This window comes from Actinoplanes sp. NPDC026670 (genome assembly GCF_040638175.1).
Classification (GTDB): Bacteria; Actinomycetota; Actinomycetes; order Mycobacteriales; family Micromonosporaceae; genus Actinoplanes.
The window spans coordinates 9,394-31,684 of the sequence record NZ_JBEZXU010000046.1; the positions used below are offsets into that span (position 1 = coordinate 9,394).

Consider the following 22,291-nt stretch of genomic DNA (forward strand, 5'->3'; position numbering starts at 1 on the left):
CCTGTGGGGACGCGGGACTGTGGGGACGCGGGACTGTGGGGACGCGGGACTGTGGGGACGCGGGACTGTGGGGACGCGGGACTGTGGGGACGCGGGACTGTGGGGACGCGGGGACGGCGGACAACGCGCAGTTGTGGATCACGCGCGCCTGTGGACAACGCAAGACTGTGGACGGCGCGGGGGCGGGCGGGAATCGCGCGTAGCGTGGTGTGCGGGCAACAGCCCGGCGGCCGCGCTGGAGCCCGGCACCGTGAGGCGGTCGCGTGCCGGCACGAACAGGGGGCGGGTAGCCGTACCAGAAAGGAGGATGTCAGACCCGGAAACGCTGGACGACCTCGCGAAGCTCGCCGGCCACCTGCGTCAGTTCGCTTACTGAGGATTCGGCTTCGCCGAGCGCCGCGGTGGTGGCGTGTGCGGCGCTGGCCACGGCGTTGATGTTTCCGGCGATGACGGAGCTGCCGTTGGCGGCCTCGCCGATGCTGCGCGACATCTCGTTGGTGGTGGCGGTCTGTTCCTCGACGGCGGAGGCGATCGTGACCTGGTAGTCGTTGATCTCGGAGATGATCCGGGAGATCTCCTGGATGGCGACCACGGCGCTGGACGTGTCGGCCTGGATCGCTTCGACGCGGCGGGCGATGTCCTCGGTGGCCTTGGCGGTCTCCTGGGCCAGGTCCTTGACCTCGGTGGCGACCACGGCGAAGCCTTTGCCCAGTTCACCGGCGCGCGCAGCTTCGATCGTGGCGTTCAGGGCGAGCAGGTTGGTCTGTTCGGCGATCGCGGTGATCACCTTGACCACGTTGCCGATCTCCTCCGACGACGTGCCGAGTTTGGCGACCGTGTCGTTGGTGGTCTGGGCGACGCCGACCGCGCTGGAGGCGACCTGGGCGGCGTTGTTGGCGTTCTCGGAGATCTCCCGGATGGAGGCGCCCATCTCGTCGGAGCCGGCGGCCACCGACTGGACGCTCGCCGAGACCTCGCCCGCGGTTCCGGCGACGAGCCCGGCCTGTTCGGAGGCCTCGCGGGCTTCGGCGTCGAGGCGCGTGGTGATCGACGTGAGGCGCTGGGTGACGTCGCTGAGCACCTCGGCGCCGTGGTTGAGCTGGCGGACGCTGGTGAGCAGACCTTCCCGGGCGCGGTTGGTGGCTTCGGCCATCTGGCCGAGCTCGTCGCGGGAGCGGACCTCGGCGGGCACCGTCAGGTCGCCGTCAGCGACCGCGCGCAGGGCGGTGGAGACCGTCGCCAGCTGGCGTTTGATCAGGCGCATCACGCCGATGCCGACGAATCCGGCGATCAGGAAGCCGACCGCCAGACCGCCGAGCGTCATCCACAGGGCACGGTGGTAGGCGTCGTTGCCCTCTTTCGCCATCGCGTCGGCGTCGGCCTCCTCGGCGGCCTGGAGATCGTTCATCGCGTCGGACATCCCGGCGTCGCCCTTGTTGAACGCGGCGAGGATGTCCTGCGGGGCCGGCATCTCGAACCCGGCCGGCGGCGCCTCCCGGAAGATGATCACGTTGCTGAGGGCGCGGTGGTATTCGACGGCCTCGGTGAACGCGGCGAGTTTCTCCAGGCGGTCGGTGGCGCCGGAGGCGGTCGCGATGTCGCGGTAGGCGGCGAGGGCGTCGTCGATCCTGGTGGCGGCGGCGTTCTTGTCGTCGAGGCCCATCTGCTTGAGGTCGGGGTTGTTGCCTGTGGTGCCGGCGTTGTACTTGAGCGCGCTGCGGAACCACTCGGTGAGCCCGTACCGCATGTTCGCGATCAGTTCCATGCTGTCGACGTGCTGGTCCTTCATGTCCTGGAGGCTGTCGCGCAGGGTGGCGATCCGGGAGAGGGCGACCGCGGTGACGGCGACGGCGACGAGAGCCACACAGGCGGCGGCGATCGTGCTCTTGAGCAGCAGACTGCGGTCGCCGAGGACACGTTCCAGCAGGGTTCGCCGCATGGCCCCACTGTAGGAGTCATTCCGGGTGATTTTCGGCAGATTGCCCAGATAGCTCAGCGACTGCCGTGTACGAGGGCGATACTGCACCGGGCCCGGTGCAGCAGGTGCCGGCCGATCGACGGCCGCAGGGACATCCGCAGCGCCCGCCGGGCACGCGCCCCGGCGACCACCAGTTGTGCGCCGGCCGCGGCCTCGGCCAGCACCTCGCCGGGCCCGCCGACCAGGACCTCGGCGCTGACCCGGACCTGGGGGAACCGGCCACGCCAGCAGTCCACCACGGCGTCCAGCCGGCGGCGCTCGGCCGCGACCGCGCTCAGGTTGGCGTCGCAGAGCAGGTCACCGCCGGGCGCCGCCCAGCCGTGCACCGCCCGGAGCGGGACCCCGCGGACCGCGGCCTGCTCGAACGCGAACCCGAGGACCATGGCGGCGGCCGGCGAATCGTCCACCCCGGCGACCACCGGGTCGGTGTCGCGGGGCTCGCCGCGCACCACCACGACCGGGCAGCGGGCGTGCGCGCTCACCGAGGCGCTGGTCGAGCCGAGCAGCGCCCGCACCGGTGAGTGCCGTGGCCCGCCGACCACCACGAGCGAGGCCTCGGCGCTGCGCTGGGCCAGGGCGACCGCGGCCGTGCCGTGCTCGACCCGGGTGCGCAGCCGGACGCAGGGATGGGTCACGCCGGCCGTCTCCAGGGCCCGGCCCAGCATCTCGCCGACCGCGCCGTCGGTGTCGGCGTCCGGATAGACGGCGGCGGCGGGCATCATCGCGGCAGCGGGGACATAACTGGGCCATTCGTACGCGTAGAGAAGCTCCACTGTGGCGCCGGTGCGCTGCGCCTCGTCGAGAGCCCACCGCGCGGCCTTGCGTGCGTCGGGCGAGCCGTCATAACCCACGACGATCCTCTGAGTGGCCACGTCGCCTCCTCCTGCGTCCTCCCCTGATCGTCGTGGGTCGGACTCACTTCTTCAAGACCGCCACGACGGCTTCGGCGACTCCTGTCGACGAGGCCGGATTCTGCCCGGTGACCAGGTTGCCGTCGGTGACCACGTGCGGCTGCCAGTCGGCGGCGCCGCTGTGTTTCGCGCCGAGCTCCTCGAGGCGGCTCTGCAGCAGGAACGGCACCACCTCGGTGAGACCGACCGCCTTCTCCTCGCTGTCGGTGAACGCCGCCACCTGCTTGCCGGCGACCAGGGCGGTGCCGTCGGAGAGGGTGAGCCCGGCGAGCGCGGCCGGGCCGTGGCAGACGGCGGCCACGACACCGCCGCGTTCGTAGAGGTCACGGGCGAAGGCGGCCAGGCCGGGGTCGGACGGGAAGTCCCACATGGCGCCGTGGCCACCGGCGAACAGCACCGCGTCGTAACCGGCCGGGTCGAGCTCGGCGAACGCCGGGGTGGCCGTCAGGGACACCTGCTCGGTGAACTGTTTCTGCACGGGGTCGGACAGGTCGGCGCCGTCGACCGGGGGCTCGCCGCCGGCGACCGAGGCGAACTCGACGGTGTAGCCGGCGTCGGTGAACACCTTCCACGGGTGGGCGGCCTCGGGCAGGTAGTAGCCGGTGGACCGCAGGCCGCCCAGGTCGCCGTGACTGGTCAGGCCGATCAGGATCGTGTTCGTCGTCATGCGAGAACCATGCCCCCGAGCAGCCATCGGCAACCAACAGAAGTTCTGATGTCAGCAATAGGAATACTTATGACATGCTCGACCTGCTGCACACGTTCCTGACCGTCTACCTGTAGGTTCTCAAACGAAATGGCATTTTCTCAAGATCGTGTCATCTCCGTTTTCATGGTTATCAAGATCTTGTCATAGGGTCAAACTTCAAATGCCAGCTCGGTGACCTGCAGTTTTGGCGACATTTTCGAGTTGATCTTGCCTGTCGCGGTGTCGGCGACATGCTGGCCACGCGGTTGGTTCGTGGCCAGCCGAGTCTTTCTCCGCTACGGGGATGTTCGGCGGCTTGATGGGCCGTGAACCGCCTAGCTTGGTGCCTTCGCTCACGGTAAGGTCCGCGCCGCTACAGGCGAGTTGGGAAATGGATCTCCAGGTTGCGTGATGGTATCGAACAAGCCGCGATGCTGGGCTGTTCGAAGTTGGCGTCCAGACGCTGGCGAGGGTGGCGTGATCACCAGCGGTGTTGCGGATTTTGGTTGGACGGAACTGGCAGTGTTTACGGCGAGGGGTGCAAGTGGCGGACTGGCCGACGCCAGGGCCTTGGGTTTGATCTTTCTCCTGAGGCGAGCCGACGCCGTGGCGGTTTGTGCTGCTGAGGTTGGGGCTATGGCCAGCTGTCTTCCTCTCGTTCGCGCCGTTTGATAGCGGTCCTGTATACCTGGAGATCGGTTAGTGTTGTGATGTCGTCGTCGGTAAGGTCTTCGCAGTCGTGGTCGAGCAACGGCAGTAGCGCTTCCAGGCCGAGCGACAGGATCGCGAAAGATGCCCAGCCAGCCTGATCGAAGTCGGCGTACCGTCGCGCCCCGATGTCGGCTACGCGGGCGGCCAGGTCGCTGACGGCGATGCCGGTGGTCGCAGCGAGGCCGACAGCGATCACGTCGAGCGACTTCTGATAGTCGGGGCTTGCGGCCATTCTGGCTGCGTCGTCCCAGAACGGCGTTCGGTGTTCGCCCTGCCCGGTCGTTGCGGAGTCTGGGGATGCTTCGAGCGCCTCGTGGTTGCTGCGTGAATGCGTTGCGTGCCGTGCGGTGTCTGGTGGCGGCGCGCTCACGTCGTGGGCGCGGCTGCGGGAACGGGCGGACGGCTCGGTCATGTTTATCAGACTAAATACTGAATATTGGGGTTTGATCCGGTTGAAGCGCGTCGGTTGGAGCAAGCTCGCGCGTCGTTTGACCCGGCAGGTGAGCCGTTGCGGCCCCCGGCCGTAGATTCCTACTACTGGAATGACACCGGGTTTGTGCTGGTGGTGGGCGGGCTCCCGGTCGAAGTCACGGGTGAGGGTTGCGGAGGCGTCGTAGGCCGGTATGCCGGGCCGAGGAGACGCCTGATCCCTTCACCATCGATGCCTGTGACGTGGAAGGGAACCTGATGAGCACCATTTCCGGGTACGACTACGAGGTGCCGACTGAGGCGAAGCTTGTGGCTGCACTAGGCGCGGCCGCCGGTTCGGACATTGCCAGGGCACTGGTGAGCCTTGCGGCCAGGAAGCTGAACAAGGGGCATCTCAGGACGCCGGACGACGTGATCCGGGCTACGGAGGTGTTGATGGAACTTGGAGATCAACTGCGGGTCACCGCCCGTTCCGAGAAGATCCGAGCGGTGACATATCGGGCCTTGCGCGCGACTGTCGACTAAATCGGTCAGACCGGAAGACCCCCGTTGCGCGACAACGCTGCCCTGTTCGCTTCAGCAGTCCTCGGAGGCTATTCGTGTTCGCTGCATCTATCCGTCCCGACCCGTTGGCTACCATCGAGCGAATGCGGGTGCTGGCCAGCATCGACTTCGACAATCCGGTCCTGAGGGAGGCTCTCGATCGGATCGCCGCGCGTTCCGCCGAACGCGCGGGCTTGCCGATCGGGCTGGTGACCCTCGTGTTCAACACGGCGCAGATGACCGCTGGATCCGCTGGTATCAGCGGCACATGGATCACTGTGGCGGAAGGGACTCCTGTCGAGTGGTCGTTCTGCGCCAACGCTGTGGTTACCGGTGAACCATACGTGATCTCGGATACCGCCGACTCGGAACAAGCGGGCAACCCGCTGGTCACCCAGGATGGTATCGGTAGCTACGCCGGGGTGCCGGTCATCCTCGCGGGCCAGGTCGTCGGTGCCCACTGCGTCATCGGTACCAGCGCGCATCAGTTCACCGCCGAGCAACTCGACGAGTTGTGGGTGGGCGCACAGCAGGCCGCTATCCTGCTGAAAGAGTTCAGCGACCTCCCCTCGGCTGACGCGAGTGTCGTCGCGACTGGGTGACGGATGGTCAGATGCGTAGGCTGTCCGTAAGTGGCCGTCGACCGTCGGGTTCTGCCTTACGACGTCGTCGGCTGTGCAGGTAGGGAGACCCGGGGTGCCGGACGTGCCGCTCCGAGCCGAGAGCCGTAGTGCTGTGTGGCATCTCGGCGGGCCAGCGCTACTGTCGGCGCTTCAGTTTCTGAAACGGACCGGCGAGGGCCGGGCGATTTCCCTCTGGGGTTCCCCATCGGTCACGTCGTTGCTGGTCGCCGAGTACCTCGATCGATCGGGTCTGCCGGTCGTTCGGTGGACTCCCGGGACGACCATCACGGCTGCGGGCCTCGACGATCTCACGGCGCCTTTACCGGACAGTGGGGGCATTGTGGCCGTCGAGGATCTGCCCGCTGCCGTCGGTGACCTGCGCGGCGAGTCGTACCTGCAGATCGCGTGGGACCGTCGTTGGTCTCGCCGGCCGGTGTTGCTGCTTCTCACCGGTGAGGGGGCGCCGATGCGGGAGATGGTCAGCTACGACAGGCCGTTGTACGGTCGCGCGACGATCGTTGACCTCGACGCCATGGTTCGCGACTGCGAATGGACAGACGGGCGCTGAGCGACAGCCGCGGCCAGGGTCCTCCGGGATGACCCTAACGCTGTGGTCACTGATGTCGACGAAGCCGCGGGCGTGTGGTCGAAGCTGTGCTGCTGATTTGGTTTGCGGTCCGGTCCGGTCCGGTCCGGTCCGGCCCGGTTCGGTTCGGTGGGTGGACGCTGACCGGTTCAGGGTAGCTGGGGTGGTTCGACGGCGATCCAGCCGCGCTCGGCCAGCAGACCCAACGGTATCCCGAGGCCATCGGCGACGTCTGCGAGCGTGGTGATCAGCGGTTTCTTCTTGCCGTGTTCGAGGTCGAGCAGATGGCGCCGGGAGATTCCGGATCGTTCAGCGGCCTGATCGACGGTGAGGCCTGCCGCCCGGCGCGCCTGTGCGATCGCGAGCCCCAGGGCCGCGGTGCTGTAGGCCCGGGTTTGTTGGATCACTGTTCAAGGCAAACCGGACAGATCCTTGTTGTCAGTGTTCTCCAGCTCACCAAGTAGTGCGCGGGTGATGGTTGGGGCCGTTGAGGCTGCCCTCGCCGGGCTGTGACGGTGTCGGTTCTCTGTCGTGTAGGCGACTGACCTGTGATCAGGCTTTAGGTCAGGAACCGACGTGGGCAGACCGAGAGGCGGCCGGGCAGGCTAGCCCAGGCTGTCGTGTTCTTGTTGGGCGGTGTGTCTTCCGTTGCGGTATCCCGGCCGAGAGCCGGCTGCCCAAGCAGGTTTCTGTTCTCGTGTCCGGGTGTAGCGGTGGTTGTCGGTAGTGTCCGCGGTGGGTGGAGTGTCGGCCGTCGGGCAGGTGTGCGGTCCTGGGCCGAGTGGTATCCGCGCTGAGGGAAAGGGGCCGTCCGTCGAATCGTCAGGGCCGAGGAACGGGTGGTCTCGTACGGCCCGGATCCGGCAGGTCCTGTCTCGTGGCCCGAGTGCTGTGGATCGCGTCGTCGGTGTTCGCCCGAACGGGGCCTACTCACCGCCCAGACCGGCGTGAACGGTCGGGTGTTGTCGTGTCCGTTGCGGTTTGGGGTCTGGCGCGGTCCGGTCGGACGTCAGGGACGTCGTTCTGTTCTCGGTGATGTCGACGCCACAGGACGGCGGTTGTGTCAATCACCTGAAACGGGTTCGACTTTCAGCCGACACGACGAAAAACTGTCGGTGGCCATCGGCACGATCAGCGGCACTCTCGACGGTAGGAAGCGAGAACGGCGAGAGTCGTGTTTCGAACCGGCTTTGGCGGGGTGGTTGTACGAACAGGACAGGTACGCGTGAGCAGCAGCTGCAGGCGTTGCTGCATCACATCGGCCCCTGCGACAGTGACGGTCTGATCGCTGCGGCGCAACGGCAGTGGGCCGGTGCGACCGCCTCCAGGGTGCAGACGGTCGTGGCCCGGGCGATCGCCGCCGGTCTGATCCGCGACGACGGCGGCATCCTGTGCGCGGTCGGCGCGGCCGGCACATCCGTCCCGGTGGAGGATCCCAGTACGCCGGGGGCAGGGCGTCGGCCGGGACCGCTGCGGGCGGTGCTCGTCGATGTCGAGGCGGTGGTCCGGGCGAGTGCGGAGCATCCGTACACAGACCGGCGGATGTATCAGATCGGCGCGGTGCGGTTGTCGGCCGACACTGCGTGGGTCGCCGCCGGGCCCCGGTTCGCGGCGTGGACGAAACTGCCGGATGCCCAGTGGGAGCAGCAACTGCGGTCGGCGGAGGTCCGCAACCGGTACGCCGACGCGGCCGTCGAACCGGGCGAGGCTCTCGACGGGTTGCGTGACTATCTGGCCGACACCGATGTGCTGGTGGGTTTCAACGGGGTGGGCGCGGACTTCGTGATCCTTGATGACGCTGCCGTGAGGGCGGGACGTCCGGTGCTGGGCGGCGCGCGCCGGGCGGATGCGCTGTATCTGGCCTACACGGTCTGGCCGCAGGCCGGCTCGCACCGCTTGGCTGAACTCGCCGACATCGTCGGTGTTGGGCACGGCGACCTGCGCTGGCACGACGCGGTCGATGACGCCGAGCTCGCCGCCCGCCTGCTGCGGCAGGCGGCCGCCGCCGTGCAGGGCTGGCCGCCCGAGCTGCGGTCGCTGCTGTGTGCGGTCGGTGCGGGCTGCGCCGGCTGGGACCTGCTGGTCTCGTTGCTGCCAGAGGCGCCGGCCGTTGCGGCTTTCGATGATGTGACGGTGTCGCAGATCCTGGCCGACGCCCTGTCCGGACGGGACACCGCCGGGGGCGGTTTCCAAGCGGTGCGGCGTGGCCGGCGCCGGTCGCCGTTACGGCTGCCGGATGCGATACGCACTGCTGACGGGGGCGTCGACCCGCATGCGCTGGCGCAGGCCGCGACGGTCGGCGCGGTGGAGCGGCGGGAGGCGCAGCGGCAGATGGCGGCGCTGTTGGCCGGGCAGATCGGCACCGGACGGGACGCGTTGTGTGAGGCACCGACCGGTACGGGCAAGAGTTTCGCGGTGCTGGCGGCCGCGTTGCAGTGGCTCGACGGGGATCCGCGCCGGCGGGCGGTGATCGCCACCTACACCAAAGCTCTGCAGGGTCAGCTGGCCGCCGACATCGACCGGCTCACCGGCACCATCGCCGGTCTCGACACGAGCACCGACCTGGTCAAGGGGGCAGCGAACCGGTTGTCGCTGCGGGCGCTGGTCGCCGTGCTCGCCGATGCTGCCAGTGCGGCCGGGCGCCCTGGTCCGGGTCTGGGGCGGGCGGACCGGAGCCGGTTCGTGACCCAGGCCGGCTACCGGGAACTGCTGGTGTATCTGGTGCGCCGGCTGGTGACGGCGGTGACGGTGCCGCAGGGGTGGCTGGCGCGCAGCGCGGACCCGGTCGACCTGCCGGTGTTCCTGGCCGAATACATCGAGGCGGTCCACGGCCCGATGCTGTCGTCGTGGCTGCGCAGTATGAGCCAGGACGGTGACGACTACGGCCGGGGCTCCGGATCGCCGTTGGCGGCGATGACCGACACGGTGGCCGAGGCGCTGGCCGGGCACCGGCTGGTCGTGGCCAACCATGCGCTGCTGATGAGCCGGCCGGACGTGTTCGGTGACACGACGCTGCTGATCGTGGACGAGGCCCATGCGCTGGAGCAGGCCGTCACCGCGGCCGGTAGCGCCGTCGTGGAGTACCGGCTGCTGGAGAATCTGGTCACCGATCTGCGCCGCTGGTACGGCGACCAGCAGGTACGGCCGGCGGCGCTGGGCGAGTTGCTCGGCGAGTTGGAGGGGCACCTCGACACCGAGATCCTGCCCCGGGCGGCGCAGGCGGTGTTCGACACCGCGGGCGGTGAACCCGGCAGCCGGGCCGCGACGCTGGCCAGCCCGTTCGGTGGGCTGGGCGGTAACGCCCCGGCGCGGCAACTGTTGGCGCGGCTGGCGACGGTGGCGACGCTCGCCGACCGGGTGCAGCGGCTGCTGTCGGCGCATCTGCAGACGCCCGGGCAGCGGTCGGCGCCGTGGTGGGACCGCGAACGTGCCGCGGCGCTGGCCACCCGGATCGCCCGGCTGGCTGACGCGGCGAGCCGGGTCGTCACCGACGCCCGCAGCATCCTGGAACCGGCGGCCGTCGCCGGCCCGCTCCCGACCACGGGCAGCGGCGACGAGACAGACGCCGATGAAGAGGTCACTGGGGGCGCCGACGCCGACGAGGAACGGCTCGGCGAGGACGACGGCACCGAGAACGCGTTGTTCCCGCGAACCGGCCCGGACCCGGGCAACCGGGTGGTGTACGCGCTGGAACACGATCTCGCCGGGGTCAGCGTTTCTGCTCGCCGGTACGGTTTCAGTCTGGCGTCCGCCCCGATCGATCTGGCCCGGGACCCGCAGTGGGCGGCCGTCCGGGACCGTTTCGCCCGGATCTTCTATGTGTCGGCGACGTTGCAGGTCGCCGGCCGGTGGGACTACATCCGGGGTCGGCTCGGTCTCGGCGCGAGTGTGGATGCGCACACCCTGCCGGGGCCGTTCGATCTGGCCCGGCAGGCCAGGCTGGTCTGTTTCAGCGACTTCCCGAGCTGGACCGAACACACCGACGGCGCGGTCCGGACCGTCGCCCACCAGTTGGCCGGGTACGCCCGCGAGGCGATCCGCCCCGACCGGCAGGACCCGCACGAGACCGCGGTCACCGGCGGGGCCCTGGTGCTGACCACCGCGACCCGCGCAGCGGCGGCGATCACCGAACGTCTGCACGAGCAGAGCCTGGCGGTGCCGGTGGCGTCCGCGCCGCTGCTGGGTAACGCCCGCGCGGCGCGGGCGTTCACCGAGTCCGGCGGGTTTTGTGTCGCGACCCGCGGCCTGTGGCAGGGCGTCGACTTCCCGGCCCGCCGCCTGTCACTGGTGTGGATCAACAAACTGCCGTTCGCGCCGTTCGCGGACCCGGTGATCGCCGCCCGCCGGGCCGCGGTGGCCCGCCGGGCCGAGCAGGCCGGGCACCCGGACCCGGACCGGATCGCCACCGAGACCTACTACCTGCCGTTGGCGGCGATGGACCTGCGGCAGGCCGTGGGCCGGTTGATCCGGTCCCGTGACCACCGCGGTGTGATCGTGATCAGTGACCGGAAACTGGCCGGGCGGACCGCGCTGCGCCGCAGCTACCGCCGGGTGTTCCTGGAGTCGCTGGACGCGGGCCTGCTGGTCGCCGATGCGGACACCGGCGAGCCGGCCGGCGGGAACCTGACCACGATGGCCGACGGCTGGCAGCGGATCTGGCGGTTCCTCGGCAGCACGGGCCTGCTCGACGCCGCCCGGGTGGGCGAGCTGTGCCGGCCGCAGGTGCTGACCGAACACACCCTGCTGCCGGCGACCCGCAGGATCCGGCAGGCCCAGCTGACCCCGGAACAGGAAGCCGCCGCCCGCGCCGCCGCAACGCTGCCGCACCTGCTGGTGGACCGGTGCGCCGCGATCGGCGGCCATCTGCGGTTCCGTGACACGCCACTGCACCTGAAACCGGAGCAGGAACAGGTCATCCGGGCCGTCGCCGACGGCCGGGACGTGCTCGCCCTGCTGCCGACCGGATTCGGTAAGTCCTACACCTTTCAGCTTCCTGCCCTGGCCCTGCCAGGGGTGACGGTGGTGGTGTCCCCGCTGATCGCGTTGATGGCCGACCAGGCGCTCGAGCTCAACGCCACCATCGGTGGCGCGGTCCGGGCGCTGGTCGGGCCGATGGCCGAGTCGAACAGCCGCCGCGGCAAGACCGAGGTCGCCGAACAGCTCACCGGCACCGCCGAGCACGGCATCAAACTCGTCTACGTGTCACCGGAACGCCTCGGAAACCGCCGGTTCCAGGAGCTGCTGCGCACCGCCGCAGCAGCAGGCATCCTGCGCCGGGTCGCCGTCGACGAGGCCCACACCTTCGTGCAGTGGGGCGACGACTTCCGGCCCAGCTTCCGCCGGGCCGCCCAGTTGCTGACCGAGCTGCGCACCCGCCATCAGGTACGGATCACGGCCGTCACGGCCACCGCGAACCGGGCCGTGCGCGAAGGGCTGCGCACGAACCTGTTCGGCCTGGCTGCCACACCGCAGCCGGATGAACCGCTGGTCACCGTCGCCGCTGATCCGCTGCGCCCGGAACTGGCGATCTACCGGCGCACCCTGCAGGCGGCCGGCCCGAACGCGGTCGCCGGGCTGACCGAGGCGGTCGCGTCGGCCTGCGACGAGCACGCCATCTTCTACTGTCTGACCGTCAAGGAGGTCGACGCCGTCTACGCCCACCTGCGCGAGTTCGTCGGCGACGGCAACCAACGGGTCCGCCGGTTCCACGGCCGGATGTCCGAGGCAGAGAAAGCGGCGGTGCTCACCGAGTTCCGCGACGCCCCGGCCCGGCACGAGGACGGGTACGCGCCGCTGCTGATCGTCGCGACCAGCGCGTTCGGGCTCGGCGTGAACCGCGGCGACATCCGCTGCGTGTTCGTGGTCTCCCCGCCGACCGACCTGGCCGCCCTCTACCAGCAACTCGGCCGGGCCGGCCGTGACCAGGCCGGCCGGCACCCGGCCCAGCTCACCGCCGCGTCCTACGGCCTGGCCCTGGGCACCGGCCGCGGCTTCCGGACCGTGGCGTGGATGGCAGCCCAGGGACTGCCTGCCGGCAACCTCCGCACGATCGGGCAGGCCGTCCTGTCGGCCGCCCGCTCCGGTGGTGTCCTCGACCCCGACCAGGTCACCGACACCTGCCTCGGCGCCGACCTGACCGGAGGCCGGCTGACCAGCGACGACGCCCGCCGGCCCGCAACCGTGGCACAGTACCGGGCCGCGATCATCCGGGCGCTGGCCGTGCTCGCCGACACCGGCACGGTCGACGACAACGGCGACTTCCCCGCCACCGTACTGCTCACCCCTGTCGACGACCGGGCCCGCTGCGACGACCACACCCTGACCACGACCGCCGCCGCCGTCACCGCCCTGGCCCGGCAGTCACCGGGCCGGTACCGTGTCGTCGAGGTCCACCGCACCCTGACCGAGCAGGTGCCCGGCTACCGGCTGGTCGCCGACGACCCCGCCCAGACCTGGGCCGTGCTGGCCACCCTGCACGACTTCGGGGTCGTCGACGTCTCCCAGGCCGGGAACAACCGCACCCTGATCGCCGTGCACCCCCGTCGCGCCAGCGGCCTGCCCGCCGACTACCAGCAGCGGATGACCGGCCACCGCACCCGCCTGGCCGACGACCTGACCGTGTTGCGGGACTGGTACGGCGCCGACGACTGCGCCAACACCGGGTTCGCCGGCTACTTCGCGGTGAACACCAGGCCCGTGCTATCCGACGGGATCTGCTCCACCCCGGCATGCCGCTGCTCGACCTGCTGGCACACCAGCACCGACTCGCATCCCACCCCAGCGCTGCTGGACGCCCTGAACACGCCCCGCCCGAGGCCCGTCGCCCGTCGTGACGCGGCACCGTACCGCGACGCGGTCGCCCGGTACGTGCGGTCACTGTTGTGGGACAACTACCGCGGCCTGACCGCCGGCATGATCCACCGGGTCCTGCGTGGTGACGAAACCTACCTGTCGGCGCAGACCGGCCGCCGCCGGCCGTTGTGGCCACGCCTGCTGTACCACCGGCTGCGCGGCGTCGACCCCGGCATCCCGCTCGGCCACGTCCAAGCCGCGATCACCGACCTGACCGCCGCCGGCGAGATCGTCGGCGACGGCCGGGTGTGGCGGCTGCGCCTGCACGCCGACCGTGACCCGGCCCGGCGTGCCGCCGTCCGGGAGACAACCCGATGACCGGGCCGGTGACGCCGGTGTGGCGGCCGTTCCACGACGAGCCGCTGTTCGTGCCGGAGCTGCTGCACGGCCCGGACACCGTGCCCGACCGGCTGCGCACCACAATCGTCGACTACCTGACCCAGGTCGCGGAGATCCGCACGGCGCCGCTGCACACCTGCACCGCGTTCAACGCCCTGCACTTCGGGTTCGACCTCGACCGGCACGGCTACCGCGCCGAGGTCCTGGAACCGGAACTGTTCCTGCACATCAGCGGCGAACGCCCGGACCGGCCGGTGCTCCCGGTCGGAGCCTTCGCCCACATCGACCGCGGCGGCCGCCGCTCCCTGCTGGCCGAAGTCGTCGCCCGCTACGGCGCCGACCCCGCCGTCGACGACGACGGCTGGACACCACCGGCACTGTCCGGGGCCCCGCCCGGCGACCCGGACAGTGCCGGTGCCCGGATCGGGCAGGAACGGATCGTGCTGGACGTCGAGGCGTTCGGTGCCCCACTGACCGCAGCCGAATACACCGAACTGCACCGGCTACGCCGCCGCGCCACACTGCTGGACCATCGCGGCCACCTCACCGGCCCGGTCCGCTACCCGCCCGGCCCCGCCGCCCGCGACGACATCGCCCTGTACACGGCCTACCTGCTCGGCCCGGCCCGGCCGCTGCTGCTCGGCGGCCCCCTCGGCGGCCTGCTCACCGACCCCGGCGACACGGCCGTGCTCGCCGCCGCCGTGCACCAGTCGATGGCCACCATCGACGCGCTGCTCGACACCGCGCCCGGCCTGCTGCGCTGGCACGGCTACACCACCAGCCAGGACCGCTTCGACCGGCGCCGGCACGACGGCTGGCCCGGCCTCGCCCCCACCGCGATCGACGAGATCGTCCGTACCCTCTCCCGGACCGGCCCGCAGCCACGCCACACCGGCGTCTGGCCGCTGCTGGCCGCCCACGCGAACTCCCGGGCCGCCGGCGACGACGATCCGCTCGACCTGTGCGCCGCCGCCGATGTGGTGCTGCACACCAACCTGGCCGCCGCCGCGACCGCCGCCGGCGCACCGGACGGGCTACTGCCGGGCGGCATCCATCTGCGTGTCGACGACACCTGGCAGGCCGCCGGCATCTGGCGAGCCCAGCGCGAGCCGATCCCCGCCGTCGTGCTGGCCACCGACCCCCGCATCCCGCTGGGCCTCGGCCATCAACCCGACACGCCCACCGAGCCGCCCCTTACCGACGAGCCAGTCCCGACCGCAGAACCCGCCGCCGCCCCAGACCCGGCACCCGGCATCCCGCCGGCGGCCGACGACACCACCGTCGGCCCGGACGCCGACCGGACGCCGGAGCTGGTCGTCGTCCGTGACAGCCTCGTCGTCTACACGGCCGCACTGCGCGAAAGCCACTGGGACGACGGCACGCTGCCGCTGCCGGAACCCGCCGCGGCCGTCCTCGCCGACGGCCCGATCCTGCTGCAACTGCATCACGACGGTGACATCCTCGACGACACCGAGCACCTGCAAACGGTCGTCCACACCGGGGTAGCGCTCGCCGGCATCACCTGGCCGTGGAGCTTCTACCCCGGCATCAAGATCACCGTGGCAGTGGCCCGCAACGCCCGCCGGATCAGCGCCACCACCCGCCTGCTCGATCAGCCGCTACCGTTCGGCGAGCAGTACCGGTGGGACGCCGACCTGGGTATTCTCGCCGCCGCGATCGGCGCCGAAACCCCACCACCGCCCGCCGGACCCGGCGGCCTGCCGGACGAGCCGCTGCCGGACGGCATCCCCGAACGGCGCCGCGGTGTCCCCGCCCTGCGCGGCCTGATCATCGCCGCGCTGCGTCGTCACGGCGCGACCGGAGCGTTCGGTGCCCGCCGGCTCACCGGGCCGCAACTGCTCGCCGCCCTGTTCGGGCCCGACCTGACGGCGCCCCCACTGATGTGGGAGGTGATCTACACCTGCGACCGGCTGGTCGAGGCCGGGCGGCTGACCCGCGAGGAGAACACCGCCGATCCTGACCGGCCCGGCAGCGGCGGCCCCGACACCTACGTGTGGTGGCCCGACACCAGCGGCCGCCGCCCGCCCGGCCGGGCAGGGCAGGTCGCGGCCGCCGCAGTGCTGGCCGGGCAGATCCGTGAGCACTGGGTGCCGCCGTTTCGCCGGCTGCTGCCGGCCGGGCACCAGGCCAGCGACGGTGCCCGCCAGGCGTACGCCGCGTGGATCGTCGAGGTCCGCGGCTCGGACGCCGATACCGAACTGCCCGCCGGATACACCTTCGTGCGCGGCATGCTGCGCGGCGCACCCGACCCCGACGATCCGTTGCCACAGCACCGGCCGGCGCCGCAACCGCGCGAAGGGCCGGTGCCGGCCGTCCGAGCCCGACATCCCGGGTGATCCCATGCGCCCACCCCCTGTCTCGTGCTCGCACGGTCTCCCGTGCCGGCCCCGAGCACCCGAAAGTGAGGCTTCATCGATGGCTGGTCCCGGCCGGCGCCTGCGTCGGCGTCACCGCCCGCATCCCACCTGCCCCGCCTGTTCCGGCCAGCTCGACGCGGACCTGGTCGCCGCCCGCGATCAAGCGATCGCCGCTGTCACTACAGCCCTGTCCCGGCTGGGTGATCCGGCAGGGGCGGCCCTGGACGCGATCGGCGGTGAGGAGTTCACCAGCCTGGTGTGGCAGACACCCAAACTCGAACGCACCCGGTTCCTGACCGATCTGGGGGTTCCCCCTGCCCGGCGGCCCACCGCAGTCGCCGCCCGGATGGGTCTTGCCAAGCTGCGGCGCTGGCCGGTGCCCGAACAAGCCCGAGCCGGCCGGTTCCTGACCAACATCACCGCCACCGGCCTCGAGAAGGCCTGGCAGGATGCCGCCGTCGACGGCCAGGATCCCGAGGACGCGTTGCGGCTGGCACTGACCGGCGACCCGGCCCACGCCAACGTCATGCGGCTTACCGTGATCTCCCACGGCCACAGCAGCTGGGCGATGACGACTGCGCTGCGGCTGGGACTGGCCCACGGCCTGGCCCTGCCGGACTGGCCGGCCGCAGCCCTCGACGACATCACCGCCGCGTGCCGTCGGCTGGAGGAGGTATGGCCGGTAATCGCGCAGGCACTGAACCACGACGATCCCGACAGCGAGCACGACGAAGACCACGACACCGGCCACACCCCACTCCCGGTGGAATCCGGCGAATCCGCGACCGAAGGATCCACGACCGTGTCCCTCGTGACCCCCGCACCCGGCCCGGCATCGGGAACTCCCACGCAACCACTGCCCCCACCCGGCTCCGGGCCGGGCAACGAGCCGGCGGACGACGGCCCGATCATCGCAGCGCAGCTGACCGCCGCTGCCGCCGCACTCAACGCGCACCAGGAGGCGGCACGGCGCAGCGCAACGCTGCTGACCGAGACCCTGCACCGTGGCGAGGTGCCCGACCCGGGCCTGCTGACGCCCGTCACCGTGTTCATCGCAACCGCCCACGAGTTGTATGACCTGCTCGGCCGGGCCGGGCGCACCGTCCCGGAAACGGCCACCGTCGAGGATCTGCTCGCGGCCGCCGTCACCGTCAACGGTCGGCGCTCGGCCATCGCCGCGCTGGCCGGGCTGACCGGTCCCGACACCGAATCCGGCCGTGTCGCCGCCGCGGTCGCCCTCGCCGCCGCCCTGACCGCCGCCGCAGCGTGGACCGAGCAGCAGCAACAACATGCCAACGGCCTGCTGGCCCTGGCCGACCTGATCAGCGCGGTCGCCGCCAAGGACCTGCCGAACCTGCCCGCGGCTCTGGCCGCGGTCGAGGACAACCTGCCCGACGATCTCGCACCGCTGAAGTTCGCCGCCCTGCTCGGACAGCTCAACGTCGAGCCGATCACCACGGGCGACGGCACCGACCCGGCTTCTGAGGACACGGAACCGACCGAGACCACACCGGTCCCGGCGGACGAGGACAAGACCGGAGCTTCACCTGCTGGTCGCGTGCTGGCGCTCCCGCAGGGCACCATCGCCACAGCCGGCCCCGACCAGACAGCCCCCGTCCCCGGCGGACCGGTCCCGGCAGCATCGATTCCCGTCGCACCGGTCGTCGTGGGCCCGCCGCCGGCGCCCGATCAGCCCGAAGACGCGGACGCACCGCAGGTTCACGACGGCGGGGACACCCTGGCGGCGGTCTGCGGGGACACCCCAGCCGATGCGGTCGCCGGCCGGGCGCTGGTCCGGCTGCTGCTCGGACAAGGCCGGCTGAGCCTGGCCTTCCATGCCGCGGCAGCCTGCGGATTCCATCGCCGTGCCGACGCACTGCGGATCCTGGCGCTGTCCGATGCGGTGCGCACCGAGACCTCACCGACCGCCGGAATGCTGCGCAGCGCTCTGGAAACCGAACAGAGCAGCCCGCCGTCGGGTGACCTGGCCGTCCAGTTGCTGCTGCTGGCCGGGGCGGTCCGGGCCTGCCTGGTGACCGCCGACGCGGCCAGCGGCGAAAGCGTCCTGGCCCTGACCAGAATGATGCCCCAGCTACCCGCCCTGACCGCGCTGGCCACCACGATCGGGACGGCGTCCGCGCACGGCTGGCTGTACAGCCCGGCAGTACTGGCCGCTCTCGCGCCGATCGCGGGCGCTGACAACGACATCGCCGCGACCGTCGACGCAGCCCAGTACCACCGCGACCGGCGCCGCACGATGGAGTTCGTCCGGGCGAACACCATCGCGGACCTGTGGTGGGCACCCAACGGCGTCATCGGGCGGATGCTCGACGCTGCCGCCCACGACCGCCGCACCGACATCGAAACGGTCGCCGAGGAACTGCGGCGCTTCGCCAAACGCCAGTACCTCGACGACCTGCTGGCCAGGGAGGACGCCGCGCTGCGTGCCAGCAGCAGCCGCCCGCTGCAAGGACAGGCCCGCCGTAAACTCAAGGAGATGGCCGAAACCTCCGTGGCGGCGGTCCGTGACTGGGTCACCGCGGTACGCGCCAACCAGCAGGCCGGATCCGAACCGGTCCCGGCCCACCTGACCACGCTGCGGACCACCGTCCTGGCCCAGTGGCCAGCCGCCGAACAGGAACTGACCGGCACAGCCGCCGAGGCAGCCGGGATGTTGCAGGCCGACGCCGCCCACGCGTGCCGCGACAGTCTTCAGCGCAGCGTCGCCATGCTCAACGGCGACCGGCCGGCCGGCCCGGACCGCGGCCCCGATGCCGTCCTGCACCAGGACCTGCTGCGCTGCGCGGCCCTGCCGTTGCACCGCGACGGCACCCCCGCCCGCACCGTCACCTTCGACGACGTGACCATCGCTGCCGCCACCGGCTGGGAAGACGCCTTCACCGCCCGGCTGGCGGCCGAGGAGTACACCACCGCGGGGCTGATCGCCGACTCGATCACCGACATGTCGTTGGCACGGGCCATGCGCGACCAGCTGGCGGCCGCCGCTGCCCACACCCGCACCGACCTGATAGCCCTGCACCGTGCGGTGACCGCAGAGACCGCCCGCGCCGCCCGCCTCGGCCAGCTCGACGAGACCGCCAGCAGCACGGTCAGCAGCCTGCTGGCAGCCGGCGACGTCACCCGCCTGCCCGCGAGCCCGGACAACCACAACCTCGGGGCGCTGCGCACCCACCTGCTCGACGTGCGGACCCTACTGCCGCAGTACCTGCGGGAGGCACAGGACACCCTGCACAAACGCGTCGACAACGAGGTGCCCGACCGGCACGACACCGCGCTGGTCACCGCCATCCACGACCGTATCGACGCCGGCGATCTGGCGACCGCCGAGGAATACCTGCTCGCCGCCCTGCACGGCGAAGCCCCGCCCACCGCGGAACCGGCCACCGACCTGCACGAGTTCCTCCAGCTGATCGACCTCATGCCCGCCGGGATCACCCGAGAGCTGATCACCACGATCCGCGAGGCGGACTCCTTCGCCGGCCTCGACCTGACCGTACTGTCGCCGACGCGCCGCACGGCCGCCGCCGACGGTCTGCAAGCGTGGGTCGAGCTCCGCGAGACCCGCCACCACAAGGTCCAGAAGAGCGCCCTGGCGGCCGTGCTGCGCCTGGCCGGTATCGAGTTCGGGCCGCTGCGGCCGCTGACCGACCCGCCGGCCGTCTCCCGCCGGGCCTGGTGGGACCTGACCGGAGTCCGGCGCATCGGTGACACGCTGGTACCCCAGTTCGGGTCGGCAGCCGGTGACCGCCAGCGGATCATGCTCTGCTGGGGCGACGCCGACGTGCGTGCCCTGTTCGGCTGGATCGCCCAGGACCCCGGCACCCACCAGCCGGTCATCGTGCTGATGCTCGCGCCGATGACCGCCGGCCAGCGCACCGACCTGGCCCTGCGGTGCGCCAAACTCAGCGAGAAACCGGTTATCGTCCTGGACGACATCGCCCTGACCCACCTCGCGCTGCGTGGCGGCGACCAGTTCACCGCGACCGCCCGCGCGCTGCTGCCGTTCGCCGCGACCAACCCGTACGCCCCCGAAGGACTCGCCGCCCTGCCGTCGGAGATGTTCTACGGCCGCCGCCTGGAACGCAGCAAGATCATCGACGCGAACGGCCCGAACCTGCTCTACGGCGGCCGGCAGCTGGGCAAGACCGCCCTGCTGCAGGACGCGGCCCGCACCTTCGAACGCGTCCCCAACCAGATTGCGATCTACGTGCCACTGCCCAACGGCATCGGCAACACCTTCGACCCCCTCGCGCTGTGGGACAAGGTCGCGGAGAAACTCACCGAACGCAAAATCCTGCCGCCGAAGAAGGATCCCCGTAACCCGGTCCGCAACGTTACCGCCGCCGTCACCGCCTGGCTCGACGAGGACCCCACCCGCCGGATGCTGCTGCTCATCGACGAATGCGACGGCTTCTTCGACGCCGACGCGGAGACCGGGTTCCGCAACGTCACCGAACTGCGGGATCTCCGCGACCGGCACGACCGAAGGTTCAAACCGGTCTTCGCCGGCCTGCACCAGGTCCAGCGATTCGCCAGCCTGCCCAACCAGCCACTGGCCGGCGCCCACCTCGGGGAACAGATCGCGATCGGGCCGCTAGGCCCCGAACCCGCCTACCAGCTGCTGTTCACCCCGATGGAGACCCTCGGTATCCGGTTCACCGCCGACGACCTCATCCACCGGGTGCTCGCCTACTGCAACTACCAGCCGAAACTGCTGCAACTGGTCGGCCAGGCCCTGGTCGCGTCCGCGCTCAGCCGGCGCCACCACGGCCCCCACTATGAGATCAGCGAAGCCGACCTCGACCAGGTCATCGGCTCCGAAGACCTGCAACGCCGGGTCCACGACACCGTCCATCTGACCCTCAACCTCGACTCCCGATACAAACTCATCGCGCTGGTGGTCGCCTTCGCCGCTCTCGAGAACGGCGCCGACCACACGCTGAGCACCTCGACACTGCGCGAGGAGTGCCAGAGCTGGTGGCCGGAAGGCTTCGCCGGCCAAGGCGCCGACGAGTTCCGGTCCCTGTTGGAGGAGATGCGCGACCTCGGTGTCCTCACCGTCACCACCGGCCGGCAATGGCGGCTGCGATCTACCAACGTCCTGCGCCTGCTCGGCACCGCCCACGAGATCTGGGAACAGCTGTGCAGCCCGCAATGGCGCACCACGATCACGAAACTGTCCGCGAAACAGGCCCGCGACCGGCTCGACGGCCTCATCTCGCCGTGCACCGACCAGCAGCTCTCCCGGCTCGTCAGCCGCGGCAGCACCGTGCAGATCGTCGTCGGTACCCCTGCCACCGGCGCCGAACGGGTCCGCGAAGCACTGAGACACGCCCGCGACCGCTCCGGCGCCCGATTCGAGCTGCTGACACCGGGCAACCTCGCCGCCTACAAGACCCAGCTGCGCGGCGGCGACCCCGGCGGCGTGCACCGCGTCGTGCTCAGCCCCTTGCTGCACCGGCCCGACGCGTTGAGTGACTCCATCGTCAAGGCGGTCCAGATTCCGGCCGCGGCCGGTGCCACCCGCACGGTCGTGCTGGTCGTGGACGGCACCGACCCGGGCATCCTCGACGCATTGACCGGGCCGAGCCTGCCGGTCAGCGCCGACGACGTGATGCCACTGCGCCGGGCCTCCGCTGTCGGCCTGCGGTCCTGGCTGTCAGCCAACGACCGCCTGGAACCCTTCAACGACCCGGGCAGCCATCCGGACCTGATGACCGCGACCGGCGGATGGCCGCTGCTGCTCGACCGCGCCACCAGGCTGGCCCAGGAACTGTCCCGCCCTCGGCCCATCTGTGAGCGCCTCACCGGATGGCTGAGCACCACGGAAGGCGCCGCTGAACTGGTCGAGGCCACCGGACTGCGTATCGATCCACGGGCCGAGGCCGCCTTCGGGCACCTGGTCGACTATGCCGACCCGGTCACCACCGACGACCTCGTCGAATGGTGTGCCGAAGCCGGCGCCGACCCGCAGCGCACCGCCCGCATCCTGCAACTGCTCGACGTCCTGGTCCAGAGCGAGACCGACGGGATGTGGACACCGGAACCGGTGCTCACCCGGGCGTGGCAGCTTCTGCAGAAGACCGCATAGCCCCGGGGCCGTCGGGCGCCGAGACATCATCCGGTCCGCGGACGTCATCCGGTCCGCGGACCGGATGACGGCAACCGTGCACGGTGGTTGACACGGCACGACTCGGCCGGCCTCAGGCATTGCATTCCTTGACGCAGCCCG

At 70.8% G+C, this 22,291-nt stretch carries 11 protein-coding genes; 6 read left to right on the top strand and 5 right to left on the bottom strand.

What is annotated here, in order from left to right; translation table 11 throughout:
• Nucleotides 1-310 precede the first annotated feature (310 nt).
• From AB0E94_RS35085 to AB0E94_RS35100, 4 genes are all read right to left on the bottom strand, one after another.
• Nucleotides 311-1,939 (bottom strand): methyl-accepting chemotaxis protein, encoded by a 1,629-nt coding sequence (locus AB0E94_RS35085; protein WP_360335423.1) that lies wholly within the window; start codon nt 1,937-1,939, stop codon nt 311-313.
• A 53-nt stretch (nt 1,940-1,992) separates the two neighbouring features.
• On the bottom strand, nt 1,993-2,850 hold the full coding sequence (locus AB0E94_RS35090) for a universal stress protein (RefSeq protein WP_360335425.1): 858 nt from the start codon (nt 2,848-2,850) through the stop codon (nt 1,993-1,995).
• A 43-nt stretch (nt 2,851-2,893) separates the two neighbouring features.
• The gene (locus tag AB0E94_RS35095) at nt 2,894-3,556 is read right to left on the bottom strand and encodes a type 1 glutamine amidotransferase domain-containing protein (RefSeq protein ID WP_360335427.1); all 663 of its coding nucleotides are present in this window, start codon (nt 3,554-3,556) and stop codon (nt 2,894-2,896) included.
• Between the two features lie 655 nt (nt 3,557-4,211).
• A complete protein-coding gene (locus tag AB0E94_RS35100) occupies nt 4,212-4,700 on the bottom strand; it encodes a hypothetical protein (protein WP_360335429.1) in 489 nt (162 codons plus the stop codon).
• Nucleotides 4,701-4,975: 275 nt separating this feature from the next.
• On the opposite strand from AB0E94_RS35100, the gene AB0E94_RS35105 reads away from it, so the two are divergent.
• The 3 genes from AB0E94_RS35105 to AB0E94_RS35115 all read left to right on the top strand — a co-directional run bounded on the left by AB0E94_RS35105 (nt 4,976) and on the right by AB0E94_RS35115 (nt 6,451).
• A complete protein-coding gene (locus tag AB0E94_RS35105; protein ID WP_360335431.1) occupies nt 4,976-5,242 on the top strand; it encodes a hypothetical protein in 267 nt (88 codons plus the stop codon).
• Between the two features lie 122 nt (nt 5,243-5,364).
• The gene (locus AB0E94_RS35110; protein ID WP_360335433.1) at nt 5,365-5,862 is read left to right on the top strand and encodes a GAF domain-containing protein; all 498 of its coding nucleotides are present in this window, start codon (nt 5,365-5,367) and stop codon (nt 5,860-5,862) included.
• 94 nt (nt 5,863-5,956) lie between these two features.
• Complete coding sequence (locus AB0E94_RS35115; RefSeq protein WP_360335435.1) at nt 5,957-6,451, top strand: hypothetical protein; 495 nt, start codon at nt 5,957-5,959, stop codon at nt 6,449-6,451.
• 167 nt (nt 6,452-6,618) lie between these two features.
• On the opposite strand, the gene AB0E94_RS35120 is transcribed toward AB0E94_RS35115, so the two are convergent.
• Complete coding sequence (locus AB0E94_RS35120; protein WP_360335437.1) at nt 6,619-6,876, bottom strand: helix-turn-helix transcriptional regulator; 258 nt, start codon at nt 6,874-6,876, stop codon at nt 6,619-6,621.
• An 838-nt stretch (nt 6,877-7,714) separates the two neighbouring features.
• Between AB0E94_RS35120 and AB0E94_RS35125 the strand changes: the two genes are divergently transcribed.
• From AB0E94_RS35125 to AB0E94_RS35135, 3 genes are all read left to right on the top strand, one after another.
• Complete coding sequence (locus AB0E94_RS35125) at nt 7,715-13,639, top strand: DEAD/DEAH box helicase (protein WP_360335439.1); 5,925 nt, start codon at nt 7,715-7,717, stop codon at nt 13,637-13,639.
• Nucleotides 13,636-16,017: a hypothetical protein gene (locus tag AB0E94_RS35130; RefSeq protein ID WP_360335441.1), complete on the top strand. Its 2,382-nt coding sequence runs from the start codon at nt 13,636-13,638 to the stop codon at nt 16,015-16,017. The genes AB0E94_RS35125 and AB0E94_RS35130 overlap by 4 nt, the downstream gene beginning before the upstream one ends.
• A 79-nt stretch (nt 16,018-16,096) precedes the next feature.
• The gene (locus AB0E94_RS35135) at nt 16,097-22,150 is read left to right on the top strand and encodes a hypothetical protein (protein WP_360335443.1); all 6,054 of its coding nucleotides are present in this window, start codon (nt 16,097-16,099) and stop codon (nt 22,148-22,150) included.
• The last annotated feature ends 141 nt before the right edge of the window (nt 22,151-22,291 follow it).

Excerpts from the sequence above, each read along its gene's own strand:
- AB0E94_RS35105 (WP_360335431.1), top strand. The coding sequence starts at position 4,976 with ATGAGCACCATTTCCGGGTACGACTACGAGGTGCCGACTGAGGCGAAG.
- AB0E94_RS35130 (WP_360335441.1), top strand. The coding sequence starts at position 13,636 with ATGACCGGGCCGGTGACGCCGGTGTGGCGGCCGTTCCACGACGAGCCG.
- AB0E94_RS35135 (WP_360335443.1), top strand. The coding sequence starts at position 16,097 with ATGGCTGGTCCCGGCCGGCGCCTGCGTCGGCGTCACCGCCCGCATCCC.
- AB0E94_RS35100 (WP_360335429.1), bottom strand. The coding sequence starts at position 4,700 with ATGACCGAGCCGTCCGCCCGTTCCCGCAGCCGCGCCCACGACGTGAGC.
- AB0E94_RS35095 (WP_360335427.1), bottom strand. The coding sequence starts at position 3,556 with ATGACGACGAACACGATCCTGATCGGCCTGACCAGTCACGGCGACCTG.
- AB0E94_RS35085 (WP_360335423.1), bottom strand. The coding sequence starts at position 1,939 with ATGCGGCGAACCCTGCTGGAACGTGTCCTCGGCGACCGCAGTCTGCTG.
- AB0E94_RS35110 (WP_360335433.1), top strand. The coding sequence starts at position 5,365 with ATGCGGGTGCTGGCCAGCATCGACTTCGACAATCCGGTCCTGAGGGAG.